At 76.7% G+C, this 18182-nt stretch carries 1 protein-coding gene and 1 pseudogene; both read right to left on the reverse strand.

The genetic code is table 11. The features are described from left to right. Positions 1–15 precede the first annotated feature (15 nt). Positions 16–10913: pseudogene (locus tag IF06_RS35020) on the reverse strand (type I polyketide synthase); the annotation flags it as partial. An 80-nt stretch (positions 10914–10993) separates the two neighbouring features. Continuing rightward, the gene (locus IF06_RS35025; RefSeq protein ID WP_420063446.1) at positions 10994–17992 is read right to left on the reverse strand and encodes a type I polyketide synthase; all 6999 of its coding nucleotides are present in this window, start codon (positions 17990–17992) and stop codon (positions 10994–10996) included. Positions 17993–18182: the final 190 nt, after the last annotated feature.

An 18182-nucleotide genomic window follows, 5' to 3' on the forward strand; every position in this document is an offset into this window, starting at 1 on the left:
CGTTGCGGCTGGTGGTCACGACGTCTCCAGCTCGCGGTCGATCAGGTCGAAGATGTTCGCGGCGGTGGCCGACTCCAGGTCGTCGTCGCCGTCCGCGTCCGCCTGCCGCTCGGTCAGCCGGCCCAGCAGGCCGTGCAGCCGGTCGGTGATCCGGCGGAACTCGTCGTCGGCCGGGTCCAGCCCGACGAGCGCCGCCTCCAGCCGGTCGAGTTCCCGGCCCGCCCCCGACGGCTCGCCCGCCGAGTTCGCCGGGACGAACTGCCCGCCCAGGTGGGCGGCGAGCGCCTCGGGCGTCGGGTTGTCGAAGACCAGCGTCGCCGGCAGCCGCAGCCCGGTGGCCGCGCCGAGCCGGTTGCGCAGCTCGACGGCGGTGAGCGAGTCGAAGCCGAGTTCCCGGAACGCCCGGGTCGGCTCGATGCCGGCCGGGTCGCCGTGGCCGAGGACGACCGCCACGTGCGACAGCACCAGGTCGCGCAGGGCGCGTGCCCGCTTGTCGTCGGGCAGGGCGCGCAGCGTCTCGGCGTACGCCTGCCCGTCGGTGGCCGCACCGGCCGCGGCCCGGCGGCCGGCGGCGCGGACCAGGTTGGTCAGCAGCGGGTGTACGGGCGACCCGGGCGCGGCCACGCCGGTGACGATCTTCGCGGGCATGAGGGTCGCCCGCTCCGAGCGCCAGACCGCGTCGAACAGGGCGAGCCCCTCGGCGTCGGAGAGGGCGGCCATGCCGCCCCGGTCGAGGCGGCGGATGTCGGCCGAGTCGAGGTGACCGGTCATGCCGCTGGCTTGCGCCCAGCGGCCCCACGCCAGCGCGACGGCCGGCAGGCCGAGGGCCCGCCGGTGCTCGGCGAGGGCGTCGAGGAACGCGTTGCCGGCGGCGTAGTTGCCCTGGCCGGGACCGCCGAACACGCCCGCGGCGGCGGAGAAGAGCACGAACGCGCTCAGCTCGTGGCCGAGGGTGGCCCGGTGCAGGTTCCACGCCACGTCGACCTTGGGCCGCAGCACCGCGGCGAGGCGGTCGGGGGTGAGCGACTCGACGGTGGCGTCGTCGAGGACGCCGGCGGCGTGCACGACGGCGCGCAGCGGGTGCCGCCGGTCCACCGTGGACAGCACGTCCGCCACGGCGTCCGGGTCGGCCAGGTCGGCGGCGACGATCGACACGTCCGCGCCGAGGGCCTTGAGGTCGGCGAGCAGGTCGTCGGCGCCCTCGGCGTCCGGGCCGCGCCGGCTGACCAGCAGCAGTTGCCGGGCGCCGTGCGCGGTGACCAGATGCCGGCAGAGCAGCGCGCCGAGGGTGCCGGTCGCCCCGGAGACCAGGACCGTGCCGTCGAGCCGGGGCGTCTGCGGGATACTCAGGGCGAGCTTGCCGACGTGCCGGGCCTGGCTGAGGAAGCGGAACGCCTCGGGGGCGCGCCGGACGTCCCAGGTGCGCCGGGGCAGGGGCCGCAGCGCACCGGCGGCGAAGAGCGCCATCAGTTCGCCCAGCATCGCGCCGATCTTCCCGGGGCCGGCCTCGATGAGGTCGAAGACCTGGTAGCTGACGCCCGGGTGGTCGGCGGCGACCTGCCGCGGGTCGCGCTTGTCGGTCTTGCCCATCTCGACGAACCGGCCGCCGTCGGCGAGCAGCCGCAGCGACGCGTCAACGTACTCGCCGCGCAGGGCGTTGAGCACCACGTCGACGCCCCGGCCACCGGTACGGTGGGCGAACTCGTCGGCGAAGTCGAGGCTGCGGGAGGAGGCGAGGTGCGCGCCGTCGAAGCCGGTGGCGCGCAGCGCCGGCCACTTGCCGGGGCTGGCCGTGCCGTAGACCTCCGCGCCGAGGTGGCGGGCGATCTGCACGGCGGCCATGCCGACGCCGCCGGCCGCCGCGTGGACGAGCACTGACTCGCCCGCGCGCAGCCGGGCCAGCTCCACCAGCCCGTACCAGGCGGTCAGGAAGACCACGGGCACGGCGGCGGCGTCGGTGTAGGACCAGCCGTCGGGGATGCGGGTGAGCAGTCTGCGGTCGGTGACCGCCGCCGAGGAGAACGAGCCGGAGAAGATGCCCGTCACCCGGTCGCCGGGGGCGAGGTCGGTGACGCCCGGCCCCACGCCGAGCACCACGCCGGCGCCCTCGTTGCCCAGCACCTCCTGGTCGGGGACCATGCCGAGGGCCAGCACCACGTCGCGGAAGTTCAGCCCGGAGGCGCGCATCCCGACCAGGACGTGGCCCGCCGGCAGCTCCCCGGCCGTCTCGGGGCCGGGAAGCAGGGCGAGGTTCTCCAGCGTGCCCTTCTCGGTGACGTCGAGGCGCCACGGCACCTCGCCGGCGGGCAGCGGCAGCACCCCGGCGTCGCGGGCCCGGGCCAGCCGCGGCACGAGCGGCGCGCCGTCGCGGAGCGCGAGCTGCGGCTCGCCGGAGGCGACGGCCGCCGGGACGGCCGCCAGGGAGGCGGCGGCGTCGTCGGTGTCGAGCAGCGTGAACCGGCCGGGGTGCTCGGACTGCGCGGAGCGGACCAGTCCCCACAGGCTCGCCCGGGCCAGGTCGCGGGGGGCCTCGCCCGGGGCCGCGCCGACCGCGCCCCGGGTGTGCAGGACCAACCGGGACCGCTCCAGCCGGGACTCGCCCAGCCACTGCTGCACCAGCGCGAGCGCGTCGCGGGCCGCGTCGTGCGCGGCCTCGCCGGCCCGCTGCGGGTCCGGCTCCGCGCCGGAGCGCAGGTCCAGCACCATATCGGGTACGTCCCCGGACTCCCCGATCTCGGCGACCAGCGCCGCCAGGTCGGCGTGGGACCGCACCGGGTGCCCGGCGGCGGTGAGCGCACCGGTGAGGCCGAGGGTGTCGTCGCCGAGCAGCGCCCAGCTGACCGTCTGCCCCGCCGCCGCGTCGGCACCCGGCAGCGGCGTCCAGTCCAGGTGGAACACCGAGGTGCGGCGCAGCGCGGCCGCCTCGTCGGCCCGGCCCGCGGCGACGGGGCGGAACGTCAGCGACTCGACGGTGGCGACGGGCTGGCCGGCGGTGTCGGCGAGGGTGACCGCGACGGTGTTCGGGCCGAGGGAGCGCAGCCGCGCCCGCAGCCGGGTGGCCCCGTGGGCGTGCAGGGCGACCGAGCGGAAGGCGAACGGCATCCAGCCCGCCCCGGAGGTGTCCGCCGGGTCGCCGAGCAGGGCGGTGACCCCGCTGGCCTGCAGGGCCGCGTCGAACAGGGCCGGGTGCAGCCCGAAGCGGGACGCGTCGGCGCTCGCCTCCTCGGGGAGGGCCACCTCGGCGTAGACCTCGCCGTCGCCGCGCCACACCCGGCGCAGCCCTCGGAAGGCGGGGCCGTAGCCGAGGCCACCCTCGGCCATCTGTGCGTACCAGGCGTCCAGGTCGGCGTCGATCTCGACGGCGCCGGCCGGCGGCCACTGCCCTGGTACGGCGGCCGGGTCGGGCAGTTGCGGCAGCAGGAGGCCCTCGGCGTGCCGGGTCCACTCGGCGTCGGCGTCCTCCTCGGGGCGGGAGTGCACTGTGACGCTCCGCTCGCCGGTGTCGGCGGGCGGGCCGACGCGTACCTGCACCTGCATCGCGCCGGTCGCGGGGAGCACCAGCGGGTTGATCAGCGTCAGGTCGCCCACCTGGCCGGCGTCGACCTCGTCGCCGGCCCGGACCACCATGTCGACGACGCCGGTGCCGGGGACGATCACTGCCCCGCCGACGGCGTGGTCGGCCAGCCACGGGTGGGTACGCACCGACAGCCGCCCGGTCAGCACCACCGTCCGGTCGTCGGCGACGGGTACGGCCGCGCTGAGCAGCGGGTGCCCGGTGTCCTGGAGGCCGGCGGAGCCGACGTCACGTACGCGGTGCGCGGGGGCGTCCAGCCAGTAGCGTCCGTGCTCGAAGGCGTACGTGGGCAGTGCGACGGTGCCGGTCTCGGCGAGTACGGCCGTCAGGTCGACGGGCAGACCGATCGTGTGCGCGGTCGCGAGATTCGTCAGCAGCCGCGTCGCGTCGTCGTCACCCCGCCGCAGACTGCCCAGCACGTGCCCGCTCACGCCGACGTCGTCCAGGATCGCCGTCACCGGCATCGCCAACACCGGATGCGGGGAAATCTCCACGAACGTGGTGTGCCCGGCAGCGACGGCCACCCGCACCGCCGCGTCGAACTGGACGGTCTGCCGCAGGTTCTCATACCAGTAGTCCGCCGTCATCGACGCCGGGTCCACCCAGTCCCCGGTGAGCGTCGACACGAGGCGGGTGACCGCCGCCGAATGCGACGCATAGTCCACCGGGATCAAGCGGGCCCGCACCCCGTCGGCCTGACACGCCTCCACCAGGTCGGCAACCGGCCGCGGCGGACCCGACACCACCACCGTCGACGGACCGTTCACCGCCGCAACGGCAGCACCGTCAGCGCCCGCGACCGCAACGCGACCGCCTTCGCCGCATCCTCCAGGCTGAGGATCCCCGCCACACACGCCGCGCCGATCTCGCCCTGCGAGTGACCGACCACCGCCGCCGGGCTCACCCCGGCGTGCTGCCACACCGCCGCCAGAGCCACACCCACGGCCCACAGCACCGGCTGCACCACCTCGACCCGCGCCAACCACGACTCGTCGTCACCGGTCAACACCGACACGAGATCGACATCGAGGTACGGGGCGAGAGCCCGCTGACACTCCGCCAGCCGCGCGTCGAACACCGGCGCACGACCCACCAGACCCGCCGCCATCCGCGCCGACTGCGCACCCTGACCCGGGAACCGACAGCGGCACGGTGATCGAACGCCGACCGGGTCGTAGCCAGGGACCAGCCCACCGCCGCCACATCCACCACGGCTTCGTTGGCCCGCTGGAGATGCCCGGCACCGCCGGCGCCGCGCCCGCGCAGGAAGTCCGCCAGGCGGGCCGCCTGCCCCGCGAGCGCGCCCTTCGACCGCGCCGACACCGGCCACACCACGACATCGGAGGCCACCAGGCCCGGGCCGTGCCCGACCGGAGCGACGGACAGCTCGTCGGCCTGCTCGATGATCACGTGGGCGTTCGTGCCGGACATGCCGAAGGACGACACCGCCGCCCGACGCGGGCGCTCCACCGCCGGCCACGGCCGCGCCTGCGTCGCCAGCTCCACCGCACCGGAGGTCCAGTCGATGTGCGGCGACGGCTCGTCCACGTGCAGCGTCGCCGGGACCACGCCCTCCCGCATCGCCAGCACCATCTTGATCACACCGGCCACACCCGAGGCGGCCTGGGTGTGGCCGATGTTCGACTTGATCGAGCCGAGCAGCAGCGGCTCGTGTCCCTCGCGGCCCTGCCCGTAGGTCGCCAGCAGGGCCTGCGCCTCGATCGGGTCACCCAGCGTCGTGCCCGTACCGTGCGCCTCCACCACGTCGACATCCGCGCTGCCCAGCCGGGCACCGGCGAGCGCCTGGCGGATCACCCGCTGCTGCGACGGACCGTTCGGGGCCGTCAGCCCATTCGACGCACCATCCTGATTGACCGCACTGCCCCGCACGATCGCCAGCACCTCGTGACCGTTACGCCGCGCGTCCGACAACCGCTCCACCACCAGCACACCAACACCCTCGCCCCAGCCCGTGCCGTCGGCACCCGCCGCGAACGCCTTGCACCGGCCGTCGGCCGCCAGGCCCCGCTGCCGGGAGAACTCGAAGAAGGTGCCGGGGGTGGCCATGACCGTGACGCCGCCGGCGAGGGCCATGTCGCACTCGCCGCGCCGCAGCGACTGCACCGCCAGGTGCAACGCCACAAGCGACGACGAACACGCCGTGTCCACCGACACCGCCGGCCCCTCCAACCCCAACGCGTACGCCGGCCCCGAACCCCTCGGCCTGCTCCCCCGCAGCCATGAGCAGGGCCCCATAGTCCTGACCATTCGTGCCCACGAACACCCCTGTTCGCGAACCCCGAAGGACCCCAGGCTCAACCCCTGCCCGCTCGACCGCCTCCCACGAGACCTCCAGCAGCAACCGCTGCTGCGGGTCCATCGCCGCCGCCTCGCGCGGCGAGATCCCGAAGAAGCCCGGGTCGAACTCGCCCGCCGCGTGCAGGAAGCCGCCCTTGTCGGCGTACGTGGTGCCGGGGTTGGCCGGGTCGGGGTCGTAGAGCCGGTCGAGGTCCCAGCCCCGGTCGGTCGGGAAGTCGCCGATCGCGTCGACGCCGTCGGCGACGAGGCGCCACAGCTGCTCGGGGTCGTTGACGCCGCCGGGGTAGCGGCAGGCCATGGCGACGACGGCCACCGGCTCGTCGTCGCCCACGGCGGCCGGGGCGGCGTCCGGAACCGCCGGGGCGCCGGCGCCGAAGAGGCCGGTGAGCAGGAAGCGGGCCAGCACGGCCGGGGTCGGGTGGTCGAAGACCAGGGTGGTGGGCAGCGCCTGCCCGGTGGCGGCGACGAGCCGGTTGCGCAGCTCCACAGCGGTCAGCGAGTCGAAGCCGAGGTCGCGGAACGCGGTGGTCGCGCCGACGGCGGCGGCCCCGCCGTCGTGGCCGAGCACGTCGGCGGCGAGTTCGCGGACCATCTCGGCGACGGTCTCCTCGCGTCGGGCCGGGGCCAGCGCGGCGAGGCGCCGGCGCAGGGTCGCCGCCGGGCCGTCGTCGCCGTCGTCGGCTGCGGCGCCGCCGTCGAGGGCGGCCCGCGCCTCCGGTACGCCCTCTAGCAGTGGCCGGCGGCGGGCGGAGGCGTACGCGGGGGCGAACCGGGCCCAGTCCACGTCGGCCACCGTCACGGTGACGTCGTCGTGGTCGAGGGCCTGCTGCAACGCGGCCGTGGCGACGGCCGGGTCCATGGCGGGCAGGCCCCGACGGCGCAGGTTCCGTTCGGCGTCGGCGGCGTGCATGCCGCCGTCGGACCAGGGCCCCCAGGCGATGGCGGTGCCGGCCCGGCCGTCGGCGCGCCGCCGCTGCACGAGCGCGTCGAGGTAGGCGTTGCCGGCCGCGTATCCGGCCTGCCCGCCGCTGCCCCAGGTGGCGGCGATGGACGAGTAGACGACGAAGGCGTCCAGTTCCCGGTCGGCGAGCAGGTCGGCGAGGTGGGTGGCCCCGGCGGTCTTGCCGGCGGTGACCTCGGCCAGTTCGGCGGGGGTGACCTCCGCCAGCGGGGTGGCCTGCGCGACGCCGGCGGTGTGCACGACCGTACGCACCGGCGGGCCGGCAGCCTCGACCCGGTCGAGCAGGTCGGCGACGGCGGCCCGGTCGGCGATGTCGCAGGCGGCGACGGTGACCCTGGTCCCGAGGGCGGTCAGCTCGGCCTCCAGCGCGGCCGCGCCGGGGGCGTCGGGCCCGCGCCGGCTGACCAGCGCGACGTGTTCGGCTCCGGCGGCGGCGAGCCAGCGGGCGGCGCGGGCCCCGAGCCCGCCCGTGCCGCCGGTGACCACTGCGGTGCCGGTGGGCGTGAACCGGCGCGCCGGCGGGCGGTCGCCGAGGGCGGCGCGGACGAGGCGGCGGGCGAAGACCCCGGGGCCGCGTACCGCCAGCTGGTCCTCGCCGGTCGATCCGGTGAGGATCGCGGCAAGCCGGGCGACGGCCCGGTCGTCGGGGTCGGACGGCAGGTCGACCAGGCCGCCCCAGCGGTGCGGCGCCTCGACGCCGACGACCCGGCCGAGGCCCCAGATCGCTGCCTGCGCCGGGTCGACGAGCCGGTCGTACGAGGCGGCGGCGACCGCGCCCCGGGTGACCAGCCACAGCGGCGTGGCCCCGCCGACGTCGCCGAGCGCCTGCGCGAGCGCGAGGGTGGCGGTCAGGCCGGGCAGGACCGTGCCGCCGGTGCGCGGTTCCCCGGCGAGCAGGGAGACGACGCCGGCGGGCTCGGTGCCGGCGAGGGCTGCCGCGAGGGCCGCCCGGTCGGCGTCCGGCTCGACGGTCAGGGGCCGCACGTCGGCGCCGGCGTCGGTCAGCGCAGCCCGGACGGCCCGCGCCGCCGGGTCGTCCGCGTCGGCGGCGGGCACCGCCAGCAGCCAGGTGCCGGTCAGCCGGGCGGGGGCGGGCTCGGGGGCCACCTGCCACTCCTCCCGGTACCGCCAGCCGTCGAGGACCGAGTGTTCCTGCCGCTGCCGCCGCCAGTCGGCGAGGACGGGCAGCAGGGTACGCAGCGACTCGGCGGCGGCGGTGTCGGTGACGGCGAGGGTGTCGCGCAGCGCGTCGAGATCGGCGCGTTCGACGGCGGCCCAGAACCGCCGGTCGAGCGCGCCGGCCCCGCCCGTCGTGGTGTCGTCGGCGGGCGCCTCGGCCGGCACCCAGTAGTGCTGCCGCTCGAACGGGTAGGTGGGCAGGTCGACGAGCCGGCCGGGCAGGTCGGCGAGGACGTCCGCCCAGCGCGGCGGCGTACCGGCGACGTGGAGCTGGGCGAGGGCGGCGAGCAGGGTACGGCGGTCCGGGCGGTCCCGGCGCAGCACCGGAACCACCACGGCGGGGGCCGCGTCGGTGGTCTCGGTCTCGGTCCCGGCGAGGGTCTCCTGGACGGCGGCGGTGAGCACGGCGTCCGGTCCGACCTCCACGAAGGTACCGACGCCGTGGGCGCGCAGGGTGCGTACGCCGTCGGCGAAGCGGACCGCCTCCCGGACGTGGCGCACCCAGTAGTCCGGGTCGGTGAGCTGCGCCGGGTCGGCCAGCTCACCGGTCACGTTGGACACCACCGGCAGGGTGGGGGCGCGCAGGTCGAGCCGGGCGGCGACGGCGGCGAACTCGGCGAGCATCGGCTCCATCAGCGGGCTGTGGAAGGCGTGGCTGACCCGCAGCCGCCGCACCTGCACCCCCCGGTCGGTCCAGAGTCCCGCCAGCTCGTCGATGGCCGCCGCCTCGCCGGAGACGACGACGGCGTCGGGGCCGTTGACGGCGGCGACGGCGACCCGGTCGGTCAGCGCGGCGATCGACTCGGCGACCCGGGCCTCGTCGGCGGCCACGGCGAGCATCGCGCCGCCGGTGGGCAGGGCCTGCATGAGCCGGCCCCGGGCGGCGACGAGGGCGCACGCGTCGTCGAGGCCGAGCACGCCGGCCACGTGGGCGGCGGTCAGCTCGCCGACGGAGTGCCCGGCGACCATGTCGGGGGCCAGCCCCCAGGAGCCGAGCAGCCGGTGCAGCGCCACCTCGACGGCGAACAGCGCGGCCTGGGTGAAGACGGTCTGGTCGAGCAGGTCGGCCTCGGCGGTGCCGGGCTCGGCGAACAGCAGCGGCTTCAGCGGCCGGGGCAGCCGGTGGTCGAGGTGGCCGCAGACCTCGTCGAGCGCCTCCGCGAAGACCGGGTACGCCTCGTACAGCTCCCGGCCGGCGCCGGCGCGCTGGGCACCCTGGCCGGAGAAGAGGAACGCGACCCCGCCCCGCTCGGCGGCGGTGCCGGTGACCAGGCCGGGGGCGGGCCGGTCGTCGGCGAGGGCGTGCAGGGCGGCGAGCAGGCCGTCGCGGTCGTCGGCGAGGACGACCGCCCGGTGTTCCAGGGGCGAGCGCGAGAGCACCGACGTCCGGGCGACGTCGGCCGGGCGTGCGTCCGGGTCGTCGGCGAGCCAGGCCGACCAGCGCTCGGCCTGGCGGCGCAGGGCGGTGCGGGTGCGGCCGGTGAGCAGCACCGGCGCGGGCGCGGGCGCCGCCGGGCGGTCCGCCTCGGCGCCGGCCGGCTCGGGCTGCTCGAGGATGAGGTGGGTGTTGGTGCCGCTCATTCCGAACGACGAGACGGCGGCCCGGCGCGGCCGGTCCACGGCCGGCCACGGCGTGGCCTCGGTGACCAGGGTGACCGCCCCGGCGGCCCAGTCCACGTGCGGGGTGGGCTCGTCGACGTGCAGGGTGGCCGGCACGATGCCGTGCCGCATCGCCTCCACCATCTTGATCACCCCGGCGATGCCGGCGGCGGCCTGGGTGTGGCCGATGTTCGACTTGATGGAGCCGAGCAGCAGCGGCGCGGCGTCGCCCCGCTCCCGGCCGTACGTGGCGAGCAGCGCCTGGGCCTCGATCGGGTCGCCGAGGGTGGTGCCGGTGCCGTGTGCCTCGACCACGTCGACCAGGTCGGGGGTGAGCTTCGCGCCGGCCAGGGCCTGCCGGATGACCCGCTGCTGGGACGGGCCGTTGGGGGCGGTCAGGCCGTTGGAGGCGCCGTCGGAGTTGACCGCCGAGCTGCGGATGACGCCGAGTACGGGGTGGCCGTTGCGGCGGGCGTCGCTGAGCCGTTCCAGCAGCAGCATGCCGACGCCCTCGGACCAGCCGGTGCCGTCGGCGGAGGCGGCGAACGACTTGCACCGGCCGTCGGCGGCGAGGCCGCGCTGCCGGGAGAACTCGACGAACGGGCCGGGGGTGGCCAGCACGGTCGCGCCGCCGGCCAGGGCGAGGCCGCACTCGCGTTGACGCAGCGCCTGGCAGGCGAGGTGGATGGCGACGGACGCCGACGAGCAGGCGGTGTCCACGGTGACCGACGGGCCTTCCAGCCCGAACGTGTACGCCAGCCGGCCGGAGACCACGCTGGCGGCGGTGCCGGTCAGCACGTACCCCTCGACGCCGGGCGCCCGGTGCAGCACGGCGGCGTAGTCCTGCCCGGAGGTGCCGACGAAGACGCCGGAGCGGCTGCCGCGCAGCGACAGCGGGGCGATGCCGGCGCGCTCGAACAGCTCCCAGGTGACCTCCAGCAGCAGCCGCTGCTGCGGGTCCATGGCGACCGCCTCGCGCGGCGAGATGCCGAACAGCGCGGCGTCGAACTCCCCCGCGTCGTGCAGGAACCCGCCGGCCGTGGTGTACGAGGTGCCGGCGTTGTCCGGATCGGCGTGGTAGAGCCGCTTCAGGTCCCAGCCGCGATCCGTGGGGAAGTCGCCGATGGCGTCCCCGCCGGACGAGACGAACTCCCACAGTTCCTCGGGCGAGCTGATGCCGCCCGGGTAGCGGCAGCTCATCGCCACGATCGCCACCGGCTCGGACTCCTCGGCGGTGACCTCGCGCAGCCGTTGGCGGGTCTGCTGCAGCTCGGCGACGACGCGCGTCAGGTATTCGCGCAGCCGCTCTTCGTCCGCCATGACATCTCGCTTTCTCGTGACACCACAGGTCCCCGTACGGCTCAGGAGAGCCCGAGGTCCTGGTCGATGAGGTCGAACAGCTCCTGGTTGCTGGCCGCCCGCAGCCGGTCGGCCACCTCGGCGGTCTCCTCCCGGCGTTCCTCCGCGACGCCGAGCCGTTCGAGCAGGCTGTGCAGGCGCATCGTGATCCGCACCCGGCCGATGTCGTCCGGGTCGCGCAGCGCGAGGGCGCTCTCCAACTGGTCCAGCTCCGCGAGGGTGGGCAGCGCCTCCACCGACGCCTCGTCGAGCAGTTCGGCCCGCAGGTGCTCGGCCAGCGCCTGCGGGGTCGGGTGGTCGAACACCACCGAGCTGGGCAGGCTCAGCCCGGTCGAGCGGGCCAGCCGGCCCCGCAGCTCCACGGCGGTGAGCGAGTCGAAACCGAGGTCCCGGAAGGGCCGCCCGGCCTCCACCGCGTACGGGGTGTCGTGGCCGATGACCTCGCCCGCGGCGGTGCGGATGAGGTCGACCAGCAGCCGTACCTGTTCGGCCTGCGACAGCTCGCCGAGCCGCTTGCGCAGTTCGCCGGCGACCTGGTCGCCCTCCTCGGCGGTGGCACGCGCCGCCGCGGCCTGCGCGGCCACCTCGGCGATCTCGCTGATCAGCGGCCGGGGCCGGGCGGAGGCGAACACCGGCGCGAAGCGGTCCCAGTCGATGTCGGCGACGGTGAGGGCGGTGTCGTCGCCGTCGAGGCCGGCGCGCAGGGCGGCCATCGCCGGTTCCCGGTCGAGCAGGGACACCCCGCGCCGGCTCATGGCCGCGGCGTGCGCGTCGGTCACCATGCCGCCGCCGGCCCAGGGTCCCCAGTTCACCGAGAGGTGCCGGGCCCGCCCGGCAGGCCGGGACTGCGCCCAGGCGTCCAGGAAGGCGTTGCCGGCGGCGTACGCGCCGTGGTCGCCGACGCCCCAGACGGCCGCGATGGAGGAGAAGTGCACGACCAGGTCGAGCGGCTCCGGGTCGAGGAGCTCGCCGAGGTGCCGGGCGCCAGCGATCTTGCCGGAGACGACGTCGGCGAGTTCCGCCTCGGTCACGGCGGCGACCGGGTTGAGCCGGCCCACCCCGGCGGCGTGCACCACCGCGTGCACGGTCTCGCCGTCGGCGCGCAGGGAGCGCACGAGGTCCGCGACCGCGTCCCGGTCGGCCAGGTCGCAGGCCAGCACCCGGGCCTCGGCGCCGAGGGCGGCCAGTTCCGCCACCGCCTCGTCGGCCCCGGGGGCGGCCGCGCCGCGCCGGCTGACCAGCAGCAGTCGCCGCGCGCCGTGCCGGGCGAACCAGCCTGCGGCGTACCGGCCGACGGCGCCGGTGCCGCCGGTGACCAGGACGGTGTCCGGTGCCTGCCAGCCGGCCGGTGCCTCGGCGCGGGGCGCGCGCTCCAGCCGCCGCAGGTACGTCCCGGATTCGCGCACCGCGAGCTGGTCCTCGTCGCCGGCGGCGGTGATGGCCGCCAGGACTCCCTCGGCGGCGGCGGTGTCCAGGGTGGCGGGCAGGTCCAGCAGGCCACCCCAGTGCCGGGGGTGTTCCAGCGCGGTCACCAGGCCGAGGCCCCACGTGGTGGCCTGGGCGGGGCGGGCGACGGGGTCGTCGGCGCCGGTGGCGACTGCCTGCCGGGTGAGCAGCCACAACGGTGCCGGGGGCAGGGCGTCCGTGACCGCCTGCACGAGGGCGAGGTTCGCGGTCAGGCCCAGCGGCACGGCCGGGCGCTCGGGGTGCGCCCGCTCGTCGAGGGCGAGCAGCGACACGATCCGGGCGGGCGCCGCGGCGGCGAGCCGCCCGGCGAGCGCGCTCCGGTCGATCGTCGCCGGATCGACGACGATCTGCCGCACGTCACCGCCACGGGCGGTGAGCAGTTCGGCGAGCCGGTCGGCGACCGGCTGGCCGGTGCCGCTGTGCACAAGGGTCCAGGTGCCCTCGACGGCGCCCGCCGCGAGGGCCCGCGGACGCCAGGTGATCCGGTAGCGCCAGCCGCCGGCGAGGGTGTCCTCCTGCTGCCGGCGCCGCCACCGGTCCAGGTCCGGCAGCAGCTTCCGCAGCGGCCGGTCCGCGTCGAGTCCGAGCCGGCTGGCGAGTTCGTCGCCGTCGCCCGATGCCACGGCCCGCCAGAACGCCGAGTCGACGTCGTCGGGGGTGGTGGCGGGGGTGGGCCCCGGCACCGCGTCGAGGGTCGGCCAGAACCGCTGGTGGGCGAACGCGTACGTGGGCAGGTCCACGTGGCCGCCACCGGGAAGCAGCGCCGGGAAGCGTACGGGCATGCCGTGGCAGTACAGCTCGGCCACCGCGCCGAGCAGGGTGGTCACCTCGTCCTGGCCGGGCCGCTGCACACCGGTCACGACGATCGGGGCGTCCACCGGCAGCGCGTCGGCGGTCAGTGCGGTCAGCACGGTGTCCGGCCCGACCTCCAGGAACCGCGTCACCCCGTGGGCGTGCAGGTGGGTGACGGTGTCGGCGAAGCGGACCGCCTCCCGGACGTGGCGCACCCAGTAGCCGGGGGTGCAGAGCTGCTCGGCGTCGACGACCGCGCCGGTCAGGTTCGACACCAGCGACACCGTCGGCGGGGCGTACGACAGGGTCGCCGCGACGGCCGCGAACTCGGCGAGCATCGGCTCCATCAACGGGCTGTGGAAGGCGTGGCTGACCCGCAGCCGCTTGGTGCGTACGCCGAGGTCGGCGAAGTGAGCGGCCAACCCGGCCAGCGCCTCGTCGGCGCCGGCGACAACGACGGCGGCCGGCCCGTTCACGGCGGCGACGGCCGCCTGTCCCGGCGTACCGTCCAGCGCCCGCAGCACGTCAACCTCGGGCGCGGCGACGGCCAGCATCCCGCCGCCGGCGGGCAGGGCCTGCATCAGCCGGCCCCGGTTGCCGACGAGCGCGCAGGCGTCGGGCAGGTCGAGCACCCCGGCGACGTGGGCCGCGCTGATCTCCCCGACGGAGTGCCCGGCCACGAAGTCGGGCCGGATCCCCCAGTGTTCGAGCAGCCGGAACAGCGCCACCTCGACGGCGAAGAGCCCGGCCTGGGTGAAGACAGTCTGGTCGAGCAGGTCGGCCTCGGCGGTGCCGGGCTCGGCGAACAGCACCGTGCGCAGCGGCCGCGGCAGGTACGCGTCCAGGTGCTGGCACGCCTCGTCGACGGCCGCCGCGAAGACGGGGAACGTCTCGTACAGGCGGCGGCCCATGCCGGCGTGCTGGGCACCCTGGCCGGAGAAGAGCATCGCCAGCGCCCCGCCGGGCTCGGCGACGCCCCGGGTGAGCCCGGGGTGCTCCTGCCCGGCGGCGAGGGCCCGCAGGCCGCCGAGGGCGGCGTCGGCGTCCTCGGCGAGCAGCACCGCGCGGTGCCGCAGCGGGGACCGTCCGGTCGCCAGTGCCCGGGCCACGTCGGCGGCGGACGCGGCGGTCTGCGGCAGCCAGTCGGCCAGCCGGGCCGCCTGGGCCCGCAGGCTGTCGGCGGTGTCGGCCGAGACGACCCAGGGCAGCACCGGCGGCCCGGCGGCGGGGCGGGGCGTGCCGGTGTCGGCCGGCGGCGCGGCCGGCGCCTGTTCGAGGATGACGTGCACGTTGGTGCCGCTGACCCCGAACGACGACACGGCGGCCCGGCGAGGCCGCTCCACGTCCGGCCACGGCTGCGCCTCGGTCAGCAGCGCGACGGCGCCCGCCGACCAGTCCACGTGCGGCGACGGCTCGTCCACGTGCAGGGTGGGCGGCAGCAGGTCGTGCTGGAGCGCCAGCACCATCTTGATCACGCCGGAGACCCCGGCGGCGGCCTGGGTGTGGCCGATGTTCGACTTGACCGAGCCGAGCAGCAGCGGCCGGTCGGCGGGCCGGTCCCGCCCGTACGTGGCCAGGAGCGCCTGCGCCTCGATCGGGTCGCCGAGCCGGGTGCCGGTGCCGTGCCCGTCGACGGCGTCCACGTCGGCGGCGGTCAGCCGCGCGTTGGCCAGCGCCTGGTTGATCACCCGCTCCTGGGCGGGCCCGTTGGGCGCGGTCAGGCCGTTGCTGGCGCCGTCCTGGTTCATGGCCGAACCGCGGACGACGGCAAGGATCCGCCGGCCGTCGCGCTGGGCGTCGGAGAGCCGCTGCAACATCACCAGGCCGACGCCCTCGCCCCAGCCGGTGCCGTCGGCGGCCCCGGCGAACGACTTGCACCGGCCGTCGAGGGCGAGCCCACGCTGCCGGGCGAATTCGAGGAACGGGCCGGGGGTGGCCATCACCGTCACGCCGCCGGCGACCGCGACGTCGCACTCGCCCTGCCGCAGGGACTGGCAGGCCAGGTGCAGCGCCACCAGCGACGACGAGCAGGCGGTGTCGACGCTGACGGCCGGGCCCTGCAACCCGAAGTGGTACGCCAGCCGACCGCTGATGACGGCGGCGACGTTGCCGGTGGCCTGGTAGCCCTCGGTCTCGACCCGGGCGGCCATCAGCAGCGTCGCGTAGTCCTGGCCGTTGGTGCCGACGAAGACGCCGGTGTTGGTCTCCCGCATGTCGGCCGGCGCGGTGCCGGCCCGCTCGAACAACTCCCAGGCGCTCTCCAGCAGCACCCGCTGCTGCGGGTCCATCACCATCGCCTCGCGCGGGGAGATGCCGAACAGGGCCGCGTCGAAGCCGGCGGCGTCGGTGAGGAAGCCGCCCTCCCGCACGTACGAGGTGCCGGGCCGGTCGGGGTCGGGGTCGTAGATGGCCGCCAGGTCCCAGCCCCGGTCGGTCGGGAACTCCGCTATGCCGTCGCGCCCCTCGGCGACGAGTCGCCACAGGTCCTCGGGGCCGGCGACGCCGCCGGGGTAGCGGCAGCTCATCGAGACGATGGCGATCGGCTCGTCCAGCGCGGTGGCGGCCCGGGTGGGAACCGCCGCCGGGCTGTCGTCGCCCGCGAGCCTGCCCGCCAGGTGCTCGGCGAGGGCGTCGGGCGTCGGGCGGTCGAACACCAGGGTCGCCGGCAGGTTCAGCCCCACCGCCTCGGCGAGCCGGTTGCGCATCTCGACGGCGCTGAGCGAGTCGAAGCCGATCTCCCGGAACGACCGGTCCGCAGCGAGCGCCTGCGGCGAGGCCAGCCGCAGCACCGCCGCCGCGTGGACCCGTACGAGGTCGAGCAGGACCCGGCGCCGCTCCGGTGCGGCGAGGCCGGCCAGCCGGCCGCGCAGCGGCGAGGCCGTGTCGGACGGGTCGGCGTCGCGCTGCCCGGCGGCGAGCAGCCGCGCCACCTCGGGGACGTCGGCGATCAGCGGCCGGGGGCGGGCCAGCGTGTAGGTCTGGAGGAACCGGTCCCAGGCGATGTCCGCCACGGTGAGCGTGGTGTCGCCGTCGTCGAGCGCCCCGGCCAGCACGGAGACGGCGAGGTCGGGGCGCATGGCCCGGACGCCCGAGCGGAACATCTGGTCGGCGGCGCCCTCGGCGTCGACCATGCCGCCGCCGTCCCAGGCGCCCCAGGCGATGGCGGTGGCGGCCCGGCCGCGCCGTCGCCGGTCCTCGGCGAGCGCGTCGAGGAAGGCGTTGGCGGCGGCGTAGCCGCCCTGGTGCCCGCCGCCCCAGACGCCCGCGCCGGAGGAGAAGAGCACGAACGCCGACAGGTCGTCGCCGCACGCCTCGTCCAGGTTCACCGCGCCGGCCACCTTGGCCCGCAGGGCGTCGGCGAGGTCGGCCACGTCGGTGGCCGCGACCGGCGCGGCGTGGGCCACGCCCGCGGTGTGGAACACGGCCCCGACGCGGGTGCCCTGCCCGGCCAGCCGCTCGACGAGGGCCCGTACGGCGGCGGGGTCCGCGACGTCGCAGGCGGCCACGGTGACGGTGGCGCCGGCGGCGCGCAGTTCGTCGGCCAGCGCGTCGGCGCCGGGCGTGGCGGGCCCCTGGCGGCCGGTCAGCACCAGCTCGCCGACGCCCTCGCGGGCCAGCCAGCGCGCGACCTGGGCCCCGATCGACCCGAGGCCGCCGGTGACCAGGACGGCGCCGCTGGCGGGACGCCAGTCCCCGGTCGCCGTCCGGTCGGTGCGGGCCCGGACCAGCCGCCGGGCGAACACCCCGGAGGGGCGCAGCGCCAGCTGGTCCTCGGCGTCGACGCCGGCCAGCACCGCCACGAGCCGGGCCCGGTCCCGGGGGTCCAGCTTCGTGGGCAGGTCGACGAGGCCACCCCAGCGGTCCGGGTGCTCCAGGGCGACCACCCGGCCGAGCCCCCAGAGCATCGCCTGCCGGGGGCGGTCGAGCTGGTCGGCCCGGCCGGTCGAGACCGCGCCGGCGGTGGCGCACCACAGCGGCGCGGTGATTCCGGCGTCGCCGAGGGCCTGGACCAGTGCGTACGTGGCGGCGAGGCCCGCCGGGACGACCGGGTGGGCCGGGTGCGGCGCGTCGTCCAGGCCGAGCAGCGAGAGCACGCCGGCGACGGGCCCACCGGTACGGGCGAGCCGGTCGGCAAGCGCCTGCCGGTCCGGCTCCGTCGCGTCGATCCGGACGACCTCGGCCCCGCCCTCGCCCAGCACCCGGGCGACGCCGTCGACCAGGGGGTGCTCGACGTCGGCGGCCGGCACGACCAGCAGCCAGGTGCCGGCGAGGGTGGCCTCCGCGACGGTCAGCGGCTTCCAGGTCACCCGGTAGCGCCACAAGTCGACGGTGGACTCTTCGCGGCGGCGCCGGCGCCACGAGGAGAGCAGCGGCAGCGCGGGGTCGAGGGAGCGGGCCGTGGCCTCGTCGATGCGCATCGCGGCGGCCAGCGCCTGCGCGTCGGCGCGTTCCACGGCCTCCCAGAATTTCCGGTCCGCCTCGTCGGCGACGGCGAGGGCGGGGGCGGTCGCTGCCGTCGGCTGCGGCCAGTAGCGCTGGCGCTGGAAGGCGTACGTGGGCAGCGCGACCGGCGGGCCGGTGGGGGCGCCCAGGATCGCCGTCCAGTCGACCGGCACGCCGTGCACGTGCAGCCCGGCGAGGACCGTCAGCATGCGCTGCCAGCCACCGGCCAGGGTGTCCTCGGCGGCCACCACGACGGCGTCGTCGGCCCGCGCGCTCTCGCGGATCCCGGCGGCGAGCACGGACGCGGGAGCGGCCTCGAGGAAGACCCGGTGGCCCTCGTCGAGCAGGACGCGTACGGCGTCGGCGTCGGCGTCGGCGTCGGCGTCGGCGTCGGCGTCGGCGGACAGTTCCCGGTACCACCGGGCGGCGTCGAGGCCGTCGGTGTCGACCGGGCCGCCGATCGCCTAGTACAGCGGTATCTCGGCCGCC

This window comes from Micromonospora globosa (genome assembly GCF_000717585.1).
GTDB classification, from domain to species: Bacteria; Actinomycetota; Actinomycetes; order Mycobacteriales; family Micromonosporaceae; genus Micromonospora; species Micromonospora aurantiaca.